The sequence below is a fragment of the Amycolatopsis sp. NPDC051045 genome (assembly GCF_040682955.1).
In the GTDB taxonomy this organism is placed as follows: Bacteria; Actinomycetota; Actinomycetes; order Mycobacteriales; family Pseudonocardiaceae; genus Amycolatopsis.
This window is the reverse complement of record NZ_JBFBCC010000026.1, coordinates 50,426-71,415: the sequence shown is the minus strand read 5'-3', so window position 1 is coordinate 71,415 and position 20,990 is coordinate 50,426. Positions and strand designations below refer to the sequence as shown.

The following is a 20,990-nucleotide window of genomic DNA, read 5'->3' as shown; positions in this document are numbered from 1 at the left end:
ACCGAGCGTTCCTGCTTGTCCTGTCCGCTGTCGTTCTCGCGCGAAAGGGTCCCGCCATGGAACAGCCCGAGAGGCACGAAGCCGCTCCTGCGACCGACGAGGGGGTGAACCGGCGGAGCCTGCTCGCCGGGGTCGGCGGCCTCCTCGCCGCCGGCGGTGTGGCGGCTCTGTCCGCCCCGCCCGCCGCGGCGGATCCCGCCGTCCGCCCCGAGCGCGACGATCGGGTCGAGGGGTTGCTCAGGAAGATGACCCTCGCCGAGAAACTCGGCCAGCTCCAGCTCGTCGGCACCGAAGCCGCCGCCCAAGCCGCGCTCGCGACCGGCCGGCTCGGCGGCGTCTTCTCGGTCGTGGGCGCGGCGAAGCTCAACGCCCTGCAACGCATCGCCGTCGAACGGACGCGGTTGCGCATCCCGCTGATCTTCGGCCTGGACGTGATCCACGGTTACACCACGAACTTCCCCATCCCGCTGGCCCAGGGGGCGAGTTTCGATCCCGGGGTGACGGCCGCCGACGCGACGGTCGCCGCGCGGGAGGCCCGGCGCAGCGGGATCCACTGGACGTACGCCCCGATGATGGACGTGACCCACGAGCCGCGCTGGGGGCGCATCGCCGAGGGGTACGGCGAGGATCCCTACTTGGCCGGCCGGCTGGCCGTCGCGAAGGTCCGGGGCTTCCAGGGTGACGACCTCGCTTCGCCGGACCGGCTGGCCGCCTGCGCCAAGCACTTCGTCGCCTACGGGGGAGCGGAAGGCGGCCGGGACTACAACACCGTCGACGTCTCGCTGCAGCGGCTGCACAACTTCTACCTGCCGCCGTTCAAGGCGAGCGTCGAGGCCGGCGTGGCGACCGTGATGGCGAGCTTCAACACGATCAGCGGCGTGCCCGCCCACGGCAACGGTTACGTCCTGCACGACGTCCTCAAGGGCGCCTACGGCTTCCGCGGGTTCGTGGTCAGCGACTACACCGGCGTCGAGGAGCTGATCCTGCACGGCCTCGCCGGCGACGGCGCGGATGCCGCGGCCGCCGCGTTGCCGTCGGGTGTCGACATGGAGATGGTCAGCACCAACTACGTGCGGTTCGGGCAGCGGCTGCTGGCCGAGCGCCGGATCACCCACGAGCAGATCGACGACGCCGTCCGCCGGATCCTGCTGGTCAAGGTCCGGCTGGGGCTGTTCGAACGCCCGTACGTCGACGAGTCCGGCGAGGTGAAAGCGCCTTCACCGGCCGCGCTCGCCGCGTCCCGCCAGGCCGCCGGCCGGTGCATGGTGCTGCTCAAGAACGACGGCCCGGTGCTGCCGCTGGCGAAGTCGGTCGGTTCGGTGGCGGTCGTCGGCCCGCTCGGCGCGGCCACCTACGACCTGAACGGCACCTGGGCGGGCCTGGGAACGGGGGCCTTCACGACGCCGCCGGTGACCGTGGTCGACGGGATCAAGGCCGCGGCACCCGGGGCCACGGTGACCTACACCGCGGGCTGCCCGGTCGAGGGGGCCGACACCAGCGGGTTCGCCGCCGCGCAGCAGGCGGCCCGCGCGGCCGACGTGACCGTCGTCGTGGTCGGCGAAACCGCCGCGATGAGCGGGGAAGCGGCCGCGCGCAGCACCATCGACCTCCCCGGTGTGCAGCAGCAGCTGGTGGCCGCGATCGAGGAGACCGGGAAGCCGTTCGTGGTGGTGCTGGTCAACGGCCGGCCGCTGACGATCCCGTACCTGCACGACAACGCGCCCGCCGTCCTCGAGGCGTGGGCGCCGGGGGTGCAGGGCGGCCACGCGATCGCCGACGTCCTGTTCGGCACGGTGAACCCGGGCGGCAAGCTGCCGGTCAGCTTCCCGCGCGCCGTCGGCCAGATCCCGATCTACTACAACCACGAGAACACCGGACGGCCCGCCGACCCGGCCAACAAGTACACGTCGAAGTACCTCGACCTGGAGTCCGGCCCGCTCTACGAGTTCGGCCACGGCCTGTCGTACACGACGTTCCGCGTCGACGGCCTGCGCCTGTCGGACACCCGGATGCCCGCCCGCGGCGGCCGGCTCGAAGTGAGCGCCCAGGTGACCAACACGGGGACCCGCGCGGGCGACGAGGTGGTCCAGCTGTACCTGCGCGATCCGGTGGCGAGCATCGTCCAGCCGGTGCGGCGGCTGCGCGGCTTCGAACGGGTGACCTTGGCCGCGGGCGCGTCGAAGACGGTCACGTTCACCCTCACCCCCGAAGACGTCGGCTTCTACGACAACGCGGCCCGGTTCCGCGTCGAGCCGGGCCAGATCGAGGTCTACGTCGGCACCAGTTCGGCGGCCACCCTGACCGCGAGCTTCACCGTCACCTGACCGCGACCACGAAGGCTTTCCATCTGTTGGGGCAGTACCGATCACCGGGGAGGGCATAACACGGCCACACCCGCCAAGCCCCGGGCTCGCCGAGGAAGATCCGGCCCTCGACCTGAACGGCTTCGCCGCGCCCCAGGACCCGGTTTTCGTTCCCGCCTTCGGAATCCGCGTGATTGCCGGCCGGGTCTCGGGCGCCGGCGAAGGTGTATTCCAGCTGGACGGGCTCTTCGCCGACGTTGGTCAGCGAGTACTTGACGGTCAGGGTGTCTCCCGCCCGCGGCGGGTCGTTGCGCACCGATACCGCGAGTCCCCTGAGCTCGAGGTGATCGCCGCTGGTGGCCGGGGCGGGATCGACCTCGATCCCGCTCCGGCCCGCCGGCGGCGGCCGGCGGTCTTGGCCGCCGACCGCCGCCACCGGTTCGTCCGGGGCCGGTCCGCGGCCCACGATGCCCAGCGTGAACGGCACCAGCAGGAGAATCCCGCAGACCGCGGACACCGCCCTCGCCCACCGTGGCACCCGGGGCAGCGCTATTTCCCGGATCGTGAAGCCGCCGCCCACGATCGCCGTGAGGAGGAAGAGGATCCCGCCACCGAGGGCCACCACGTCGACCGACATCACGGCTGCACCCGGACCTGGCCGGTGGTGCCGTCCACGGTGACGACCTGACCGTCGCGCAGCCGCGTGGTGGCGTCGCCGGTGGCCACGACGGCCGGCACGCCGTACTCCCGCGCGATGATCGCCGGGTGGGACAGGGTGCCGCCGGCGTCGGTGACCAGCGCGCCGACACTCGGGAACACCACCGACCAGACGGGCGAGGTCATCGGGCACACCAGTACCTCGCCGGCCCGCAACCGGCCGAGCTCGGTCTCGTCGCGCAGCATGCAGACCACCCCGGTGTAGCTGCCGGGTGACGCGGCGATCCCGCGCACGACCTGGCTGTCGGTGTCCTGCGCCGGCAACGGCGCGAGGATCCGGTCGAGCAACCAGAGAAAGGCCTCGTTGGCGAACCGGGCCTCCGCCGGCAAGGACGTCATGGGCGGTGGGGGTGGCGGCGGGGTGCCGTGACTGGCGGGACCGGGGTTCGCCAGGGCCCAGGTCCGCTCGCCGGCCCGCCGGGCGACCAGCGCGTGCAGGTCGTCGCCGAGCCGCAACGCCGCCAGCAGCTCGGGCGGGCGCAGGTGGAAGGCGGCGGCGGGGTCGGGGAGCCGGCCGCGGCGCGTCAGCCGCCTGCCGGCCTCCAGCACGGCCCGGCGTACCAGCGCACCCGGTGCGCTGACCGTGCAGAACTCGTTGTCTTCGCGGATCGGGTAGGCCGTGAGGGCGCGGGCCAAGGCCGTTTCGAACCGCGCCTGGGCGGCCGCGTCGTGGCCGGCGAGCAAGGCGTGCGCCTCGGCGGTGGCGGCGGCCCGCCGCCCGGCCAGCTCCCGGTCCCGCGCCCCGGGGTCGTAACCGGCGGCCAGCTGCTGGCGCAGCAGCGCGAGGACCAGGTCGGGCCGCTCGTCGATGGCCGGTTCGGAGAGGTCGTAGCTCAGCGTGCGGCAGCAGTACCGGCGCAGGTAGGCGGTGAACCGCGCGGCGAAGCCGGCGTCGGCGGCGAGGACGTCCGCCGCCGGCTCGTCGACGAGCCGGCGCAGCCGCGGACGGGCGGTGACGTAAGCGGCGAGTTCCGCCAGTGCGCGGGCGGGCTCGGTGGAGCGCACCGAGGTGCCGGCGACCAGCCGCAGCCACGCCCGGTCGTCCCAGCCGAGCAGTTCCTGGCAGGCGAGCGCGAACTCACGGAGCACCATCGCCAGCGCCAGGTGGAGCCGGAAGTGGATCAGCAAGCCGTCGGCGAACAGGCTCAGCGCCGACCGGACGTGCCGGTCGAGCGCGTCGTCGTCGAGCCCGCCGAGATCGATGTCCTGCAGCGTGGCGACGCGGGCCTCGAAGTCCGGCCGCCACTGCGCGGTCCAGCGGTGGACGTGCCGCATCGGGACGTCGGCGCGGATCGCCGCGACGCACTTCCGCACCCGCCGCCGCAGCACCGGAACCAGCCGGAACGCGAGCGGCACGGCCCAGCCCGGTATCCGTACCGGCTCCTTGCCGCCGAGCGGAACGATCCGCAGGTACTCCAGGCCCCCGATGTCGCGGAGGTCCACCCCGTCGACGAGCAGGCCCAGCTCGCCGACCGCGGTCCGGATCGCCGCCACCCGCGACTGGTAGACCGCGTGGCTCAGCCTCGTCCACGGCAACGGCGCGTGGCTGCTCTCCCGGACCCAGTAGCCCGCCGGTACTTCGACCGGCAGCGGCACCGGAGCGGCGGGCAGCGCGGTCACCGGCCGCGCCTGCAGGAGCACCACCTCGCCCTCCGCCAGCGCCCATTCGACGTCCTGGGGCGCGCCACGCAACCGCGCGACCACGCAGGCCAGTTCGGCGACGGCGAGCGCCGAGCCGGCGTCGAGCGCGGCGTCGGCCCCCGGCTCGCGGTGGGCCCGGCCGTCGCGGACCGTCCACCGCTCCGGCGTCACCTCGCCGGAGACCATCCGGTCGGCCAGGCCGGGCACGGCGTCGATGACCACGATGTCCCGCCGGCCGGTGACGGGGTCGGCGGTGAACGCCACCCCCGCGGCCGCCGCGGGCACCATGGGCTGCACCAGAACCGCCATCGCCGGCCCTTCGCCCACACCCCCGGAGTAGGCGACGACCCGGTCATCGGAAGCGGACGTCCAGCACCGCAGCACGGCCGCGCGCAGTGCGTCCCGGCCACGCACGCCGAGCACCGTGCAGTACTGCCCCGCGTAGGAAGAGCCGGGCAGATCTTCGTCCACCGAAGAGGAGCGGACGGCGAGCGCGACGTCACCCCACGGCCGGACCGCCTCGACGAGCGCGGTGAGCACCTCGTCGGGCAGCGCGAGCCGCGCGGCCGGCGGCTCCCGGGCCGCGGCCAGGGCCTGCGCGAACACACCGACCGGGAGCACCACGCCCTCGGGTACCGGCAACCCGTGCGCCACCAGTGCCGCGAGCGTGGCGGCTTTGGTGCCGGCGAGGCGGCGGTCGGTGGCCTGCGGCAGCGGCAGGAGTACGGCCTGGGACGTCGTCATCGGTGGCTCCATCCGGATCGGGTGACTCCACTGTCGCCCGCTACGCACGGAGGGCGGCATCGGCCGGACTACGTATTTCCGGGCAGCCGCTCGAGTACGTAGCGGGTGAGCGCCGTGCGCGAGCCGAGACCGAGCCGGCCGTAGATGTTCTGCAGGTGGGTGGTGACCGTCCGCTTGCTGATGAACAGCCGGTCGGCGACCTCGACGTTGGACAGGCCCTGCGCGACGAGCCGGGCGACCTGCTCCTCGCGCTCGCTCAGTTCGCTCGGCCGGCCCCGGGTGGGCCGGGGCGCCGGGCGTTGACCGAGCCGCCGCAGCAACTGCCTCGCCCGGTCCGCCTGCGGCCGCGCGCGGAGTTCGTCGAGCACCTCGACACACCGGGTGAGGTCGGCCGTGAGCTCGTGGCCGTGGTCCGGCCGGCCGGTCAGCAGCTCCGCGCGGTCCAGCCGGGCCACCACCTCGTCGTAGACCATCCCCGCGGTGGCGAGGCGCTCGACGGCCGCGTCGAGCAGCGCCGGGTCGCGGGTGATCCGGCCGCGCAGCCACCGGGAAAGCGCGGCCGGGTACCGCACCTCGTCGCCCAGCGCTTCGAGCCGGTCCGCCGCCCGCCGCGCGGTCACGACGTCGTTGGCGCCCAGTGCCGCGCGCCCGAGGGTGGCCAGCGCGACCGGCAGCAGCACGGGCCGGTGCGCGACCAGTTCCGCGGCCGCGCCTACCGCGGCCGGTGCGCCGTCCCGGCCGAGGACGATCTCCACGGTCACCTGGTCGAGGACGCTGAAGACCCGGCGGTCGACGTCCGGCCAGTGCCCGTAGTGGGTCCGCGCCTGGGTGACCCGGCTCGCGGCGTCGGCGAACCGGCCGCGCCGGGCGAGCAGCATCCCCTGCAGCGCGAACCCGAAGGCCGCGCCGCGGACCATGCCGACCCGCCGGGCCAGTTCCAGGACGTCGAAGGACCGGGCCATCGCGTCGTCCCAGCGGCCGCCGTACAGGTCCGCGAAGCCGAGCAGGAGCAGGGGGACGACCTCCAGCGTCGGCACCCCGGCCGCCCGCGCCCCGGCCAGCGCCTTGGTCGCGTGGGCCCGGGCCAGCGCGAGGTCGCCGCCGTTGAGCACGAGCATGAAGACCGTCCGGGTGGCCAGCTCCGCCATCAGCGGATCCCCGAGCTCGTCGGTTTCGCGCACCACGGCGTCGACCCCGGCCAGGCCGGTGCGGAAATCACCGCCGGTGAAGGCGGACGCGACCCGGTGGACGTCCGCGCTGACCCGGTCGCGCCGGGACCCCGTCGCTTCGGCGAGCCGAGCCAGCTCGATGATCAGCCGCCGTTCGGCGACGGTGTCGCCGCGGCGTCCGGCGGCACGCACGCGCGCTTCGGTGACGGTCAGGTGCTCCGGGCCGGGAGGCACGTCGGCGAGTGCTTCGGCGGCTTGCGCGAGGTGCGCCTCGGCGGCGTCGACGTGGCCGCGTTCCCACTCCGCCATGGCGGCGTCGGCCAGGCACCGCGCCCGGGTCCGGACGTCGTCGCCGGCCAGCTCCGCCGCGGCCAGCCACGCGGTCCGGGCGTCCTCCGGCCGGCCGGCGAGCTGGCTGGCCTCGGCCAGCAGCCGGGTCAGTTCACCGAACACCTCCGCGCGGCCGAGCCGGGCGGCCACCTCGAGGGCGGCGCGCGCATTCGCCGCCGCCTCGTCGCCCCGTCTCGCCGCGATCGCTTCGCGGGCCGCCCGATCCAGGACGTCGAAAGACTGCTCCGCCGCCATGGCCTCGCCCGCGGCACGCACGTGGAACGCCAGGCCGCGCAGGTCGTCCGGAGCGATCCGCAGCACGGCACGAGCCGCCGCCGCGTGCCGCTCGCCGCGGGCGGCCGCGGGGAGCAGGTCGTAGGCCACCTCGCCGAGCAACGGGTGCGTGACCCGGTACGCCACCGCACCGTGGCCCGCTTGCTCGTCGATCAGGTTCAAGGTGCGCAACCGCGCGATCCCGTCGAGCAGCAGGGCGTCGTCGGCGACGACCTCGCGCAGCAACGCGTGGGTGACCCGCCCACCGAACACGACCAGCGTGTCCAGCACGCGGCGGCCGGCGGGGGCCAGCGATTCGATGCGGTCGCGCAGCAGTTCGCCGACCACGCGCGGCACCGGGGTGAGGTCGCCGGCACCGAGCGCCCACCGGTCGCCGGACCGCACCAGTGCTCCACTGTCCACCAGCGCACCGACCAGTTCCTTGACGAACAGCGGCACCCCGCCGGTCCGGCCGGTCAGCGCCCGCAGCAGCGCGGCCGGGGGCTCACCACCCAGCAACGCCCGTGCCAGCGAGCCGACGTCGTCCTGCCCCAGCGGCTCAACGGTGATCTCGGTCAGCACGTCACTGCGCCGCAAGGCGGCGAACAGTTCCCGGACCTCCCGTCGCGGCTCACCGGAACGGGAGGTGAGCAGGAAGAGGATCGGGCGATCGGCCAGCCCCCGGACCAGGTAGTGCAAGACGGCGAGTGATTCCGAGTCGACCCAGTGCAGATCATCGATCAGCACGACCAGCGGTCCGCGGCGGCTCGCGCGGCGCACCAGGCCGCACACCGCTTCGAACAGCCGGGTGCGCTCCAAACCCGGGTCGCCGAGCGGGGCGGGCCGGGCGACCGGAAGACCGTCGAACAGCCGGGCGAGGTCACCCAGTCCGTCGACCAGCTCGGCGACGTCGGCCGCGGGCCCGTGCACCAGCGGTCGCAAGGTCTCGACCACCACCGCGTACGAAAGATCGCGCTGCAGCGGCCCCCCGCTGCCGCACAATCCGGTGAAGCCGTCCTCACGCGCCCACCGCAGGCCGGCCAGGGCGAGCCGCGACTTCCCGATCCCGGCCTCACCTTCGATGACCACGACCGCGGCCCCGCCGGCCCGGACCCGGCCGGCGCACTCGACGAGCCGCCGCACCTCACGATCACGGCCGACCAGCGGAACGTCCGCGTTCCCGGTGACGGCCACGGCCACTCGCCTCCTCACACCCTGGAAGCTTCTCGTACCGTCGTGTGCCGCGCCAGTACGTGGCCGTCGATACCGCCTGGCCGGCGCGATCCCGGAACAAGCTCGGCTGGTCGCCTACTCCCGAACCGAGGCCGGCTCGGGCGCGGGCTCCGATCCGTCGAGAGGCCGGTCGCCGCGCCGCAGAACGAGTGCGGTCAGCACCCCCATGACCGCCGACGCGAGGCCGAGAACCGCCAGGGCGCCTCGAATTCCTCCGGTCCCGGAGCCGATGGCCGCGAGCGCGAGCGGTGCCGCGAACTCGCCGATGAACAGAGCGCCGGTCCACCGGCCGGTTCCCCGGCCCCGCTGCTCGAAGGACAGCCGGCTGACCGCCCACGTCACGAGGGTCGGCAGCAGCATTCCGGTGCCGAATCCGGTGAACACCGCGCCCACGGTGATGATCGCCGGTGAGGTGGTGGCGAAGACCAGCAGCAGGCCCGCCGCGGCCAGGCCGAACTCGGCCGGCAGCAGAGCTCGGGGTGTCTTCGCCGACCAGCGACCGAACGCGATCGCGCCGGCCGCGGTGCCGAGGGACATGACGGCGGAGATCAGGGCGATGGTTCCGGTCGAGGTGATGCCCACGTCCGTGAGCACAAAGGACAGTTCGACGATGAGGGCGTAGAAGACGATGCCGCCGAACAGGGTGACCAGGCAGGGCGCGGCCAGTTGCCGCCAGGGGAGTGCCGGCAGGTGCTCGGCCGGCTCGTTCCGTGGCGTGGGCGGCCAGAGCTTGAGGGCCATCGGAATCGCGAGCGGGCCGCCACGGCGTAGAGCCAGAACGGCGTTCGCCAGCCGGACGCTCCCAGTGCGCCGCCGAGGGCGAGGAACGCGGTGGCCGACAGCGTGGCGACGAGTGTCTGCAGGCCGAGGTCGCACAGCCCGACCAGGACCCGGCTGGCGAGGATGGTGGTCAAGGAGGTCAGGTAGAGCGGTGCAGTCCCGAAAGGCATAGGCCGGCATCGCGAAGATCAGCAACCGTTTCCGGTCGATTCTGTCCACGACGATCCCGGCGAAGGGTGCGGTGAGCCCGATCAGCAACTGGAGCATTCCGGGAGCCCGGTCCGTGGTCGCACCGGCGTCCGGTGGCACGTTGCGGGCCGGGCTTTCGGACATGTCGGCACCCGGATTCGTCGTTGGTCCAGGGGGAACTGCTGATGAAGTGTGGGTGCACCGGCGCCGGAGCGGAAATCACCTTTCGTGAAGCGGGTCATCGATGGCGTGGATGGCCCGGGGTGCCGTGCCTTGGTCAGGCGGAGATTTGCGACGCCGCCACCGCGACGAGATCGCGCAGGTAGCGGTGTTCGGGATCGTCGTCGTGCATCGGGTGCCACCACATCGCCTCGAGCAACGGGCTCACTTCGAACGGGCACGCCAGCGCCCGGACGCCGAGGGCGGCCGGAATCCGGTCCGCCAACCGCCGTTGCAACAGGGCGACGCGGCCGGAGCCGGCGACCAATCCGGGAATCGCGAGGAAGGACTCGGTGACGATTTGCACGTGCGGCTCGATGCCCAGCATGCGCATTTGCCGAGCGGCCGGCGTCGACGCGGTCGGACCGTGGTAGGTGACCACCCACGGCATCGTTTCGAGCTGCCCGGTCGTGAGCGTGTCCCCGACATCGGGGTTGCCGGCGGCGACGAGGCAGACCTACTCGTCGGTGTAGAGGTCCTGGTGCCGGAGTCCGTGCACGAAGCCGTGCGGCAGCAGCAACAGGTCGATACCCGCCAGGACCTGTTCGGCGGCGTCGACCAGCTGCGGCGTGTTGGCCAGCAACCGCAGCTGCGCGCCGGGTGCCTCGGTGTCGAGCAGCGCGGCGAGGGCCGGGCCGAGCACGGCGGCGCCGTAGTCGCTGACCACGAACGAAAACTCGCGGGTGGTGGCGGCCGGATCGAAGTCGGCCGCCGCGGTGAAGACGCGGTCCACCCCGGCCAGGGCGACCCGCACGCGTTCTTTCAGCTGCACCGCCAGCGGCGTGAGACGGGACGTGTTGCCGACCCGGGTGAGGAGCTCGTCGTGGAAGTGCCGGCGCAGCCGGCCGAGCTGCGCGGAGACCGCCGGCTGGCTCAGCCCCACCTGCTCGGCCGCCCGGGTGACGCTGCGCTGCTGCAGCAGCGCGTCCAGCGTGACCAGCAGGTTCAGGTCCAGCGTGCCGAGATTCATCGCCGCAGGATATCCACGACGCTGATGTGGCGCATCAGCTGATTCGTCTTCCCGGATGTCGCCCGACGCCGCACAGCAAGGGTTCCCGCACGGGATCGGCGGCGCCGACGACGTCGTGTTCATGCCGCTGCAGGCCTCGACGCAGTGGGACGGGCTCGGGCACATCTTCGACCACGGCATGGCCTACAACGGCCGTCGCGCCGGCGACGTCGTGACCAGCGAAGGCGATCAGGTCACCGGCATCGAGACGACGGCCGGGCGTATCGCGGGCCGCGGTGTCCTGCTCGACGTGGGACGGGTGTGCGGAACCGGCGGCGAGCTGCCGGACGGGTTCGCGATCACCGTCGAGCACCTCGAAGCCACGATCGCCGCCCACGGCGACACGGCCCGGGTCGGCCGCGGTGACCTGGTCCTGGTGCGGACCGGCCGGCTCACCCGGGCGCGGCGCGAAGGCTGGGGTGATTACGCGGGCGGCGATTCACCCGGCCTGTCCTTCACCACCGCGGACTGGCTGCACGACACCGACGTCGCCGGGATCGCCACCGACACCTGGGGCGTGGAGGTGCGGCCGAACGAGTTCGACCTCGCCTTCCAGCCGCTGCACCAGGTCGCCATTCCGCACATCGGCCTCTTCCTGGGGGAGATGTGGGACCTCGACGCCCTCGCCGAAGACTGCGCGGCGGACGGCGTCCACGAGTTCTGGCTGACCGCCGCGCCCCTGCCCGTGACCGGCGCGGTCGGCGCCCCGGTCGCGCCGATCGCCGTCAAGTAGCCGGGGAGCCTGCCATGACCGCCGTGAACACCGTCCTCGTGGTCGGCGCCGGCCTCGCCGGCACCGGCACCGCGATCCTGCTCGCCTCCCGCGGCGTCGCGGTCGACCTCGTCGAAGTCAACGCCGGGATCAGTGCCGTCGGATCGGGCATCACGTTGCAGGGCAACGCCTTGCGGGTGCTGCGCGACCTCGGCGTCTGGGAAGCCGTCCGGGCCGAAAGCTCCTGCTTCGACAGCGTGGGCCTGCGCGCACCGGACGGCACGCTGCTGGCCGAGATCCCCGACGCCCGCACGGGCGGCCCGGACCTGCCCGCGGCCTTGGGCATGCCCCGGCCCGCGCTGGCGCGCACCCTCATCGAGCGAGCCCGCGACGCCGGCGTGAAACTCCACTTCGGACGGTCGGTGACCGAGCTGGGCGAAGACGGGGCCGTGACGTTTTCCGACGGCTCGACCGGCCGGTACGACCTCGTCGTCGGGGCCGACGGCATCCGCTCGACGGTCCGGCGCCTGATCGGCGTCGAGGCCGGCATCCGGGCCACCGGCATGGGGATCTGGCGCGTGTTCGGCCCGCGGCCGGCGTCGGTGACGCGGACCGAGCTCTGCTACGGCGGCCCGTGCTACATCGCCGGGTACTGCCCGACCGGAGAGGATTCGCTCTACGCCTACCTCGTCGAGGACGCGCAAAACCGCGGCGTGCTCAGCGCCGGGGAACGCCTCGAGACGATGCGGGAGCTCGCGTCGGCCTACCACGGGCCGTGGGACGAGATCCGCGCCGCGCTCGACGACCCGGAACGCCTCCACTACACCTGGTTCGAGACCCACGTCCTGCCGCCACCGTGGCACCGCGGCCGGGTCGTGCTGATCGGCGACGCCGCGCACTCCTGCCCACCCACCCTCGCCCAGGGCGGCGCCCAGGCTCTGGAGGACGCGACGGTCCTGGCCGAACTGCTCACCGAGCGTCCCGTTCCGGACGAGCAGCTGTGGACGGCGTTCACCGATCGCCGCTACGCCCGCGCCAAAGCGGTCGTCGACGCGTCCAACCAGCTGGGGCAGTGGCTGCTCGACCGCGAGCGGGGCGACGTCCCCGGGCTCATGCACCGGATCGCCGAACTCGTCTCCCCACCCGCCTGACCACCCGGAGGATTCCGTGACCGACCGCCTGATCACCCATCTTCGGCACGTCGACCTCGCCGTGCCCGACTTCGCCCGGCAGCAGGACTTCTTCACCGACGCGTGGGGCCTGAGCACCGAACACACCGACACCGGCATCGCGTTCCTCGCCGCGGAGGGCTCGCCCGAGCAATACGTCGTCCGGCTGCGCCAGGCCGAGGACAAGCGGATCGACCTGATCGCCCTCGGCGCCGCCACCCCGGCCGACGTCGACACCCTCGCCGCACGCTTGGCCACCTCGGGCGTGACCCTCGTGCACGAACCGAAGGCACTGGACACCCCCGGCGGCGGTTACGGGTTCCGGTTCTTCGACAACGAGGGCCGCACGATCGAGGTCAGCGCCGACGTCGCGATCCGGGCGCACCGCAGGATCGAAGCCGGCGAGTCCGTCCCGGTGCGACTGTCGCATGTGGTCGTCAACTCCGCCGATCACGAAGGCACGCGCGCGTTCTACGAGCGCCATCTCGGGTTCCGCCTTTCGGACACGCTCATGCACCCGCGCATGGGTGAGATGATGTGGTTCCTGCGGATCAACGCCTGGCACCACAGCCTCGCGATCGCCCGCGGCCCGCACCCGTCCCTGCACCACGCGTCCTTCGAACTGCGTGGGCTCGACGAGTACATGCGGGGCACCGGCCGGCTGCTGCGCGCCGGCGTGGAGAAGATCTGGGGACCCGGCCGGCACCTGGCCGGCAACAACACCTTCTCCTACTTCCTCGACCCGCACGGCAACACCCTCGAGTACACCACCGAACTGGACGAAGTCGACGAGGACACCTGGCACCCGCACCTCTACGACTTCAGCCAACCGGAGGTTTCCGACCAGTGGGGGACCGCGAACGCGATGAACGAGTTCGTCGCGCGGAAGTCGTTCAACGACCCGGACCAGGGTCTCTTCGTCGCGCCTCCGGTGTGAGGTAGTCATGCGATTCGCCACCTACGAGAACAACGGAGCCGTCCACGCCGGTGTGGTCGGTGACGACGGCCTGCACCCGTTGCCGGCGGACACCACCGTGCTCGACGTCGTGCGCGCCGGGCTGCCCGCCGCGCTCGACGTGGGCGCCGCAGCGCTGCGCGGCGCGGCGGTGCCGTTGGCCGACGTGCGGTTGCTGCCGCCGCTGGCTCCGCCCACCGTCCGCGACTTCGTGGCCTTCGAGGAGCACGTCGAAGGCGTCGTGGCGAGCGTGTCCGGCGGGGATGGGGTGCCTGCCGAGTGGTACGAGGCTCCGACGTTCTCCTTCACCAACCCCTACGCGCTGCTCGGCGCCCACGACGACGTCCCGGTGCCGCCGGGCTGCGCACTGTTCGACTTCGAGCTCGAGGTCGCCGCGGTCATCGGCGGTGACGGCGCTTCCTTGACCCCGGAACAGGCGCGGCAGGCGATCTTCGGCTACACGATCCTCAACGACTGGTCCGCCCGCGACCTGCAGCGCCGCGAGATGAAGGTCCAGCTCGGCCCGGCCAAGGGCAAGGACTCCGCCACGACGCTCGGGCCGTGGCTCGTCACGGCCGACGAACTGGCGGCGTACCACGACGAGGACGGCTTCCTCGCGCTGGAAATGCGCGTCGCGGTCAACGGTGTGGAGGTCGGTCACGACCTGCTGTCGAACATGGGCTGGCCGTTCGCCGAGCTCGTCTCCTACGCGTCGCGGGGGACCTGGGTGCGGGCCGGTGACGTGCTCGGGTCGGGGACCTGCGGCAACGGTGGCTGCCTGGCCGAGCTGTGGGGCCGCGGCCGGGACATTCCGTCCCTGGCGCCCGGCGACGTCGTCGAGATGACGGTCGAGGGGCTGGGCACGATCCGCAACACCGTCGTCGCCGGCACCACGCTGCCGCCGGTGGCCGTCGCCCGCCCGCGCTCGAGACGGCGAACGCGCTGACCGATTTCGCGGCCCACTACGCAACGAGAGGACGAACGTGTTCGAGTACTTCCCCGAGAACTATCCGTGGAGCCTGGGGGTCGTCGCGACCCTCAACAGCGGTGGGCTCATCGACGAGGTGGACCGGGCCTGCCGTCCCATCCGCGAGGCGGCCACCCGCGGCGAGGACGCGGGCACCCCGGACTTCCTGCGCGCCTGGACCGCGTTGACCGACCAGCTGGTCGGTCAGGCGGAGGAAGCCGAGAAGGAAGGCCACCAGCGCACCGCCGGCCGGTTGTACGCGCGCGCCACCAACTACCTCGCCCAGGCCGAACGCCTGCAGAGCGCCTCGGCCGAGGGCCGGCTCGGCACCTACCGCCGCGTGCTCGAGCTGCAGCAGAAGGCGTTCGACCTCAAGGATCCGGGCATCACCCGGGTCGAGGTCCCGTACGAAGGCACCACGCTGCCCGCCTACTTCAGCGCCGCCGGCGAGAACGCGCCGGTGATGATCATGTGGAACGGCCTGGATTCGACGAAAGAGCACATGTACGCCTCCGGGCACTGGGCCGAACTCGCCGCGCGCGGCATCTCGTGCCTGATGGTCGACTGCCCGGGCTCCGGCGAGGCGCTGCGCGTGCAGGGCCTCACGGCCCGGGTCGACACCGAGGCGTGGGCGAGCGCGTGCGTCGACTACCTCGAGTCCCGCGACGACGTCGACCCGGCCCGGATCGGGCTGGTGGGCTGGTCGCTCGGCGGTTACTACGCCCCGCGGGCCGCGGCGTTCGAGAAGCGCCTCGCCCTGGTCGTCGCGTGGGGCGCCAACCACGACTGGGGTGCCGTGCAGCGGCGCCGCCTGGAACGCGAGGGCGAGCGCCCGGTCCCGCACTACTGGGAACACGTCCGGTGGGTCTGGGGTCACGAGAACCTCGATCAGTTCATCTCCTTCGCCGACCGGATCAACCTCGACGGCGTCGTCGAGCAGATCACCGTGCCGTTCCTGATCTGCCACGGCGAACGCGACCGGCAGATCCCCTTGGAGTACGCGCACCGGTCCTACGAGCAGGCCGTGCACAGCCCGCAGCGGACGCTGCGCGTGTTCACCGTCGAGGAAGGTGCGAGCGAGCACATCGGGCTGGACCACCTCGGCCACGTCAGCACCTACATCGCCGACTGGGTGAGCGACGTGTTCGCGGCGCCGCGCTGAACGATGACGGCCCACCGGAGCGCCGCCTCGACACGGCGATAATCGTTCTGCCCTACGGCGAAACCCCCCGTACGCTCGCGCCGGTGCAGACCTACCGCGTCCTCGTCCGAGGTAAATTCGACCGGCCACGCGGATCCGTGGCGCTGAGCGCTGTAGCAGTTCACCGCGCCCGCGCGGTCAACGCCTCCAAGGCCGCTGCTGGACGAGGAGGACGCCCCACCGTACCGCCCACCGGCCTGCGCCGAGGCTCGACCGGCGCGGCTCCTGCGTTGTGAGAACAGCCACCGTGTCGGAAGGCGGCCGCCGTGGGTACGCCCTGACGAGACGCCCGAAAGGAGGAAGGCGAGTGTCCGACGGGTGGGGTCGGCTGGTGTCCACTGTGGTTTTCGCGGCGGCGGCGTTCGGGCTTTTCCTCATCGCCGAGCACCTCTTCCGCCGGGTCGTGCGGCGGCTGGGGCGGCGTTCCGCGGTCTTGGCCGAGTTGACGGTGCACGCCCACCGGCCGTTTCTGTGGTTCGCCGCCGTGGTCGCGTTGCGCAGCGCCTGCACCTTCGGTCTCCCGGACGGGCCGTGGCGGGGGCCGGTGAGCCACGGGCTGGGGCTGGCGTTGATCGGGGCCGGGGGGTGGCTCGTCGCCGGGGTACTGACGTCGATCGAGCGGGCCGCGTTGTCGAGGCTGCGGGTCGACGTACCGGACAACCGGCACGCCCGCCGGCTGCAGACGCAGGTCACTCTGGTCCGCCGGATCACCGTGGCGGGGGTCGCGCTGATCGCGTTCGGCGCGATGTTGATGACCTTCCCGATGGCGCGGGCCGCGGGCACCAGCCTGCTCGCCTCGGCCGGGGTCGTGGGCGCGGTGGCGGCGCTCGCCGCGCAATCCCTGCTCGGCAACGTGTTCGCCGGGATGCAGATCGCGTTCAGCGATGCGATCCGCCTCGACGACGTGGTGATCGTGGAGAACGAGTGGGGCCGCATCGAGGACATCACGTTGACCTACCTGGTGATCCACCTGTGGGACGACCGCCGGCTGGTGATGCCGACCTCCTACTTCATGTCCCAGCCGTTCGAGAACTGGACCCGCCGGGAAGCGGCCCTTCTGGGCACGGTCGAGCTGGACCTGGACTGGTCGGTGCCGGTGGAGGAGATGCGTGAGGAACTGCGCCGGATCCTGGGTGAGACCGACCTCTGGGACGGCCGGGTCAGCGTGCTGCAGGTGACCGACGCGGTGAACACCCTGGTCCGGGTGCGTGCGCTGGTGAGCGCGGCCGACGCGCCGACGTTGTTCGACCTGCGCTGCCTGGTCCGCGAACAGCTCGTGCGGTGGGTCCGCCGGGCCCATCCGTACGCATTGCCCCGCGTGCGCACGGAGCAACTGCACGCACCGCCGATCCCGAAGTCCGCGGATCACGCGCCCGGCCAGGACGCTCGCCTCTTCGGCGACAGCGTCGACGGCAGGACCCGGGAGCGCACCTTCAACGGCCGGTGACGGGTACGAGGACCACCGCGGCAACCGTCCCGGACTTCCTTCCCCACATCGATTCTTTCGTGCAGGAGGTATCCAAAACGACCGCGAGCGTGGTCTGCCGGTCGGATCACCACCGGCGCGGCCTCTTCGCCGGCCGTGCGACGATCTGGGGGGAACCCGGATCGGACGAAGGAGCACCGGACCTTGCCCCACGTGCACGCTCTGTGGTCTCCGGGCCGGGGTCTGCTGCTCTGGGCGGAGCACGACCGAGGCCCGGCCGGCACGTCGAGTCGTTCGGCGCGGATCGCGCTCCCGCATCCGTTCGCGGTCTCCAGCGCGCAGCTGACCGCTTTGCATCCCGGAAAGCCCACGTCGGCGACGTTGCTGCTGCCGTCGCGGGCGAACCGGCCGCTCGCCTCCTCCGAGTTCGCGGTGGGCGGTAAGCGGCGTGGTCCGGCGCCGTCGTTGCGGCCGTGGTCGGTGCCGGCGTTGGTCGTGGACGCGGCCGAGCTGGACGACCTCGACGACTCGGCCTCGTACGGCGATTCGGTCACGTACCTGCGGGCGGTGGCCCGCCTGGCCGCGGATCTGGTGCGGCGTGGGCGGGTGCTGCCGACGCTGGTCCGCCAGGGCGATGCGGCGGAGGCGCGGTGGCGCCCGGTGCTCCAGGGCGTGGATTTCGTCGCGTTCGACGCACTGGTCGCGGCCATGCCGCCGGTCGGGCGGGCCGAGCAGATCGCGCCGTTCACCGGGGCTTCGCCGCGCGCGCTCGTCACCGATGCCCTCCACGCCCTGGTCGACGCGGCGGTCCGGGACCGGCTGGCGCGGGCGGATCCGCCCGTCGACCTGCGCGGGGGTCCGGGCGTGGCCGGGGTGTGGTTGTCCGCTTTGCAGGGCGGCGTTTCCCGCGTCGAGCTGCCTCTGGATGAGCTCGGTGTCCTGGCCGACGCCGTCGCGAAGTGGGACGAGGTCGCCGATACCGACGTCGTCGACGGCCGGGCGTGTTTCCGGCTGGCCGAAGCCGGCACCCTGCGCCGGCCGGCCGAGGACGATCCCGACGACCAGACCGGCGACGGCACCAAGTGGCAGCTGCAGTTCCTCCTGCGGGCGACGGCCGATGCGAGCTTGCTGCTGTCGGCGGGGCAGATCTGGTCGGGCCAGGCGAACGGGCTGGTCAGGGACCCGAAGGGATTGTTCGTCGCCGAACTGGGCCGGGCCGCGCTGGTGGAACCGATGCTGGCGCCGGCGTTGCGCAGGACCCAGCCGTCCGAGTACGACCTGACCGTCGAGGAAGCCGAACAGTTCCTCACCTCGGGCGCGACCCGGCTGACCGAGGCCGGGTTCGAAGTGCAGCTTCCGGCCACCTGGGACGGCCGGCGCCGGCTCGGCCTGCGCCTGTCCGTCCGCAGCACGCCGTCGGAGCAGGTCGTCACCCGCAGCCGGGTGGGCCGCGACGAGCTGGGCGGGTTCCGCTGGTCGATCGCGGTGGGCGACGACGAAATCGGCCCAGAAGCACTGGCGAAGCTCGTCGCGGCGAAGACGCCGCTGGTGCGGCTGCGGGGCCGGTGGATCAGCGTCGACCCCGACCGGCTCCGCGCCGGTCTCGAGTTCCTGCGCCGCGACCCGCACCGGCACACCCACGGCCCCACCGCGGCCGAACTGCTGGAGCTTGTCCACCTCACGCGGGAGGCGCCGCTCCCGGTCACCGGCGTCAGCGCCGGCGGCTGGGTCGGCGACGTCCTGGCCGGGCGGGTCCACCAGGCGCTGCAGCCGGTCGAGCTGCCGCCGTCGTTCCGGGCCACGCTGCGCCCCTACCAGCAGCGGGGTGTCGCCTGGCTGGCGTTCATGTCGGCGCTGGGGCTCGGTGCGTGCCTGGCCGACGACATGGGCCTCGGCAAAACCGTCCAGACACTGGCGCTCGAGGCCGTCGAGCGGGCCGAGCACGATCGCCCGCCGACGTTGGTGCTGTGCCCGATGTCGCTGGTCGGCATGTGGCAGCGGGAGGCGGCGAACTTCGCCCCCGGCCTCCGCGTCCACGCCCACCACGGCAGCGCCCGCACCCACGGAGACACGCTCGCCGAGCAGGTCGCCGCGGCCGACCTCGTCGTCACGACCTACGCCACCGCCGCCCGTGACGCCGACGAACTCGAGACGTTCTCCTGGCGGCGCCTGGTGCTCGACGAAGCGCACGCCATCAAGAACGCCGACACCGCGACGGCCAAGGCGGTGCGGCGGTTCACGGCCGGGCACCGGCTCGCCCTGACCGGCACCCCGGTGGAAAACCGGCTGGCGGACCTGTGGTCGGTGCTGGACCTGCTCAACCCCGGGCTGCTCGGCAGCAGGTTCGAGTTCCGGCAGCGGTTCGCGGTCCCGATCGAGCGCAGGGGCGACACCGCCACGGCCGCCGCTCTGCGCCGGCTCACGCAGCCGTACCTCCTGCGCCGGGTGAAAACGGACCCCACGATCGTCCCCGAGCTCCCGGAAAAGATCGAAATCAGGCAGGAATACCGGCTCACCCGTGAACAGGGCACGCTGTACTGCGCGATCGTCGACGAGATGATGAAGAAGATCGAGAACAGCCAGGGCATCAAGCGCCGCGGCAACATCCTCGCCGCAATCACGAAACTCAAGCAGGTCTGCAACCACCCCGCGCACCTGCTGCACGACGGCTCCCCGATCGCGGACCGCTCCGGCAAGGTCATCCGCCTCGAAGAGATCCTGGCGGAAATCCTGGCCTCAGGCGATCGGGTGCTGTGCTTCACGCAGTACACCGAATTCGGCCATCTGCTCGTGCCCCATCTGTCGGACCGGCTCGGCGCCGAAGTCGCGTTTTTGCACGGCGGCCTGGCAAAAGGGTCGCGAGACGCGATCGTGGAACGCTTCCAAGCCGGCAACGGGCCGCGGATCCTCTTGCTCTCGCTCAAGGCAGGCGGCTCCGGGCTCACGCTGACCGCCGCCAGCCAGGTCCTGCACCTGGACCGCTGGTGGAACCCGGCCGTGGAGAACCAGGCCACCGACCGGGCGTTCCGGATCGGACAGGGACGCACCGTCCAGGTCCGGAAGTTCGTCTGCCCGGGCACCATCGAGGAACGCATCGACACCCTGATCACCAAGAAACGGGCGCTCGCGGGAATGGTCGTCGGCGAGGGCGAAAGCCGGCTCACCGAACTGTCCACGGACGCGCTGCGCGGGGTGCTCACCCTGGGGGAGGAGGCGATCGATGACTGAGCCGCTCCCGTGGTGGCCGACCCGGTTCATCCGGGCGTTGACGGCGATCGGCGTGCTCCTGCCCGCGCACGGCCAGGGCCGCGTCGCGTCCTTGGCGGTCGGCGCCGGGCGCGTCGACGCCGAGGTGCAGGACGGCCGCCCTTACCAGGTGCGGATCGGGCTGACGGCGTTCGGGAAGTCGGACTGGGCCGCGATCACCCATGCCCTCGCTGCAAAAGCGTCGTCCACGGTCCTGCTGCTCAGGGGCGAGCTGCCCCGTGACGTCGAAGAGACCTTCAAAGCGGTCCGGCTGCCCTTGTTCCCGTCGTCGGCGCGGGAGGTGTCACTGGACTGCACCTGCCCGGACGTCGAGGTGCCGTGCGGCCACCTGAACGCCGTGTTCTCCGCGCTCGTGGCGCGGGTCGGCGACGATCCGTTCACCATCCTGGCTCTGCGCGGCCGGAACCGCGAAACGCTGCTCGAGGAGCTGAAGAACCGGCTCATTTCCGCCGAGCCGCTCGATCCGGACGACCGGTCTCCGGCCCTGACCGAAGTCATGGACACCTTCTTCGACTGCGGTCAAGCCCCGGGCCTGGGCGGCGCGGCGCCGTTGCACGGGCCGCGAACGTCGTGCGACGCGCTCCTGGACCAAGCCCCGCCGTTCGCGATCACGGTGGGCGGCGAAGACGTCGCCGAGCTGCTCCGGCCGGTGTACCAGGCACTCGCCGGAGAGCACGGCACTTAGC

Annotated in this window: 14 protein-coding genes and 1 pseudogene; 9 read left to right on the top strand and 6 right to left on the bottom strand. The window is 72.5% G+C overall.

What is annotated here, in order from left to right; translation table 11 throughout:
• Positions 1 to 56 precede the first annotated feature (56 nt).
• Positions 57 to 2,324, top strand: coding sequence for a glycoside hydrolase family 3 N-terminal domain-containing protein (locus AB0M80_RS37980; protein WP_364574620.1), 2,268 nt, complete (start codon positions 57 to 59; stop codon positions 2,322 to 2,324).
• Here AB0M80_RS37980 and AB0M80_RS37975 read toward each other — a convergent pair.
• The 6 genes and pseudogenes from AB0M80_RS37975 to AB0M80_RS37950 form a co-directional block, all read right to left on the bottom strand.
• The gene (locus AB0M80_RS37975) at positions 2,317 to 2,940 is read right to left on the bottom strand and encodes a hypothetical protein (RefSeq protein WP_364574618.1); all 624 of its coding nucleotides are present in this window, start codon (positions 2,938 to 2,940) and stop codon (positions 2,317 to 2,319) included. The two genes, AB0M80_RS37980 and AB0M80_RS37975, sit on opposite strands and share 8 nt — an antisense overlap.
• Entirely contained in the window at positions 2,940 to 5,405 is a 2,466-nt protein-coding gene (locus AB0M80_RS37970; protein ID WP_364574616.1) for a PEP/pyruvate-binding domain-containing protein, read from the bottom strand. Before AB0M80_RS37970 ends, AB0M80_RS37975 begins: the two co-directional genes overlap by 1 nt.
• A gap of 68 nt (positions 5,406 to 5,473) precedes the next feature.
• Positions 5,474 to 8,371, bottom strand: a complete 2,898-nt coding sequence (locus tag AB0M80_RS37965; protein WP_364574614.1) for an AAA family ATPase — start codon at positions 8,369 to 8,371, stop codon at positions 5,474 to 5,476.
• A 114-nt stretch (positions 8,372 to 8,485) separates the two neighbouring features.
• Positions 8,486 to 9,151: an MFS transporter gene (locus AB0M80_RS37960; protein WP_364574613.1), complete on the bottom strand. Its 666-nt coding sequence runs from the start codon at positions 9,149 to 9,151 to the stop codon at positions 8,486 to 8,488.
• A gap of 505 nt (positions 9,152 to 9,656) precedes the next feature.
• A pseudogene (locus AB0M80_RS37955) lies at positions 9,657 to 10,040 on the bottom strand (LysR substrate-binding domain-containing protein); the annotation flags it as partial.
• A gap of 15 nt (positions 10,041 to 10,055) precedes the next feature.
• Positions 10,056 to 10,568, bottom strand: coding sequence for a LysR family transcriptional regulator (locus tag AB0M80_RS37950; RefSeq protein ID WP_364574611.1), 513 nt, complete (start codon positions 10,566 to 10,568; stop codon positions 10,056 to 10,058).
• A gap of 55 nt (positions 10,569 to 10,623) precedes the next feature.
• Between AB0M80_RS37950 and AB0M80_RS37945 the strand changes: the two genes are divergently transcribed.
• From AB0M80_RS37945 to AB0M80_RS37910, 8 genes are all read left to right on the top strand, one after another.
• Positions 10,624 to 11,340, top strand: a complete 717-nt coding sequence (locus tag AB0M80_RS37945) for a cyclase family protein (protein WP_364574609.1) — start codon at positions 10,624 to 10,626, stop codon at positions 11,338 to 11,340.
• Positions 11,341 to 11,354: 14 nt separating this feature from the next.
• Positions 11,355 to 12,470, top strand: coding sequence for an FAD-dependent monooxygenase (locus tag AB0M80_RS37940; protein WP_364574607.1), 1,116 nt, complete (start codon positions 11,355 to 11,357; stop codon positions 12,468 to 12,470).
• A 16-nt stretch (positions 12,471 to 12,486) separates the two neighbouring features.
• Positions 12,487 to 13,425 (top strand): VOC family protein, encoded by a 939-nt coding sequence (locus tag AB0M80_RS37935; protein WP_364574605.1) that lies wholly within the window; start codon positions 12,487 to 12,489, stop codon positions 13,423 to 13,425.
• Positions 13,426 to 13,432: 7 nt separating this feature from the next.
• Positions 13,433 to 14,389 carry a fumarylacetoacetate hydrolase family protein gene (locus AB0M80_RS37930; protein WP_364574603.1) on the top strand — a complete coding sequence of 319 codons (957 nt, stop codon included), beginning with the start codon at positions 13,433 to 13,435 and terminating at the stop codon, positions 14,387 to 14,389.
• A gap of 37 nt (positions 14,390 to 14,426) precedes the next feature.
• Positions 14,427 to 15,572, top strand: coding sequence for an alpha/beta fold hydrolase (locus AB0M80_RS37925; RefSeq protein WP_364574601.1), 1,146 nt, complete (start codon positions 14,427 to 14,429; stop codon positions 15,570 to 15,572).
• 346 nt (positions 15,573 to 15,918) lie between these two features.
• Complete coding sequence (locus AB0M80_RS37920) at positions 15,919 to 17,058, top strand: mechanosensitive ion channel domain-containing protein (RefSeq protein WP_364574599.1); 1,140 nt, start codon at positions 15,919 to 15,921, stop codon at positions 17,056 to 17,058.
• A gap of 183 nt (positions 17,059 to 17,241) precedes the next feature.
• The gene (locus AB0M80_RS37915) at positions 17,242 to 20,265 is read left to right on the top strand and encodes a DEAD/DEAH box helicase (RefSeq protein ID WP_364574597.1); all 3,024 of its coding nucleotides are present in this window, start codon (positions 17,242 to 17,244) and stop codon (positions 20,263 to 20,265) included.
• Complete coding sequence (locus AB0M80_RS37910; protein WP_364574596.1) at positions 20,258 to 20,989, top strand: hypothetical protein; 732 nt, start codon at positions 20,258 to 20,260, stop codon at positions 20,987 to 20,989. Before AB0M80_RS37915 ends, AB0M80_RS37910 begins: the two co-directional genes overlap by 8 nt.
• The last annotated feature ends 1 nt before the right edge of the window (position 20,990 follow it).

Excerpts from the sequence above, each read along its gene's own strand:
- AB0M80_RS37980 (WP_364574620.1), top strand. The coding sequence starts at position 57 with ATGGAACAGCCCGAGAGGCACGAAGCCGCTCCTGCGACCGACGAGGGG.
- AB0M80_RS37975 (WP_364574618.1), bottom strand. The coding sequence starts at position 2,940 with ATGTCGGTCGACGTGGTGGCCCTCGGTGGCGGGATCCTCTTCCTCCTC.
- AB0M80_RS37970 (WP_364574616.1), bottom strand. The coding sequence starts at position 5,405 with ATGACGACGTCCCAGGCCGTACTCCTGCCGCTGCCGCAGGCCACCGAC.
- AB0M80_RS37960 (WP_364574613.1), bottom strand. The coding sequence starts at position 9,151 with ATGGCCCTCAAGCTCTGGCCGCCCACGCCACGGAACGAGCCGGCCGAG.
- AB0M80_RS37950 (WP_364574611.1), bottom strand. The coding sequence starts at position 10,568 with ATGAATCTCGGCACGCTGGACCTGAACCTGCTGGTCACGCTGGACGCG.
- AB0M80_RS37945 (WP_364574609.1), top strand. The coding sequence starts at position 10,624 with ATGTCGCCCGACGCCGCACAGCAAGGGTTCCCGCACGGGATCGGCGGC.
- AB0M80_RS37940 (WP_364574607.1), top strand. The coding sequence starts at position 11,355 with ATGACCGCCGTGAACACCGTCCTCGTGGTCGGCGCCGGCCTCGCCGGC.
- AB0M80_RS37930 (WP_364574603.1), top strand. The coding sequence starts at position 13,433 with ATGCGATTCGCCACCTACGAGAACAACGGAGCCGTCCACGCCGGTGTG.
- AB0M80_RS37910 (WP_364574596.1), top strand. The coding sequence starts at position 20,258 with ATGACTGAGCCGCTCCCGTGGTGGCCGACCCGGTTCATCCGGGCGTTG.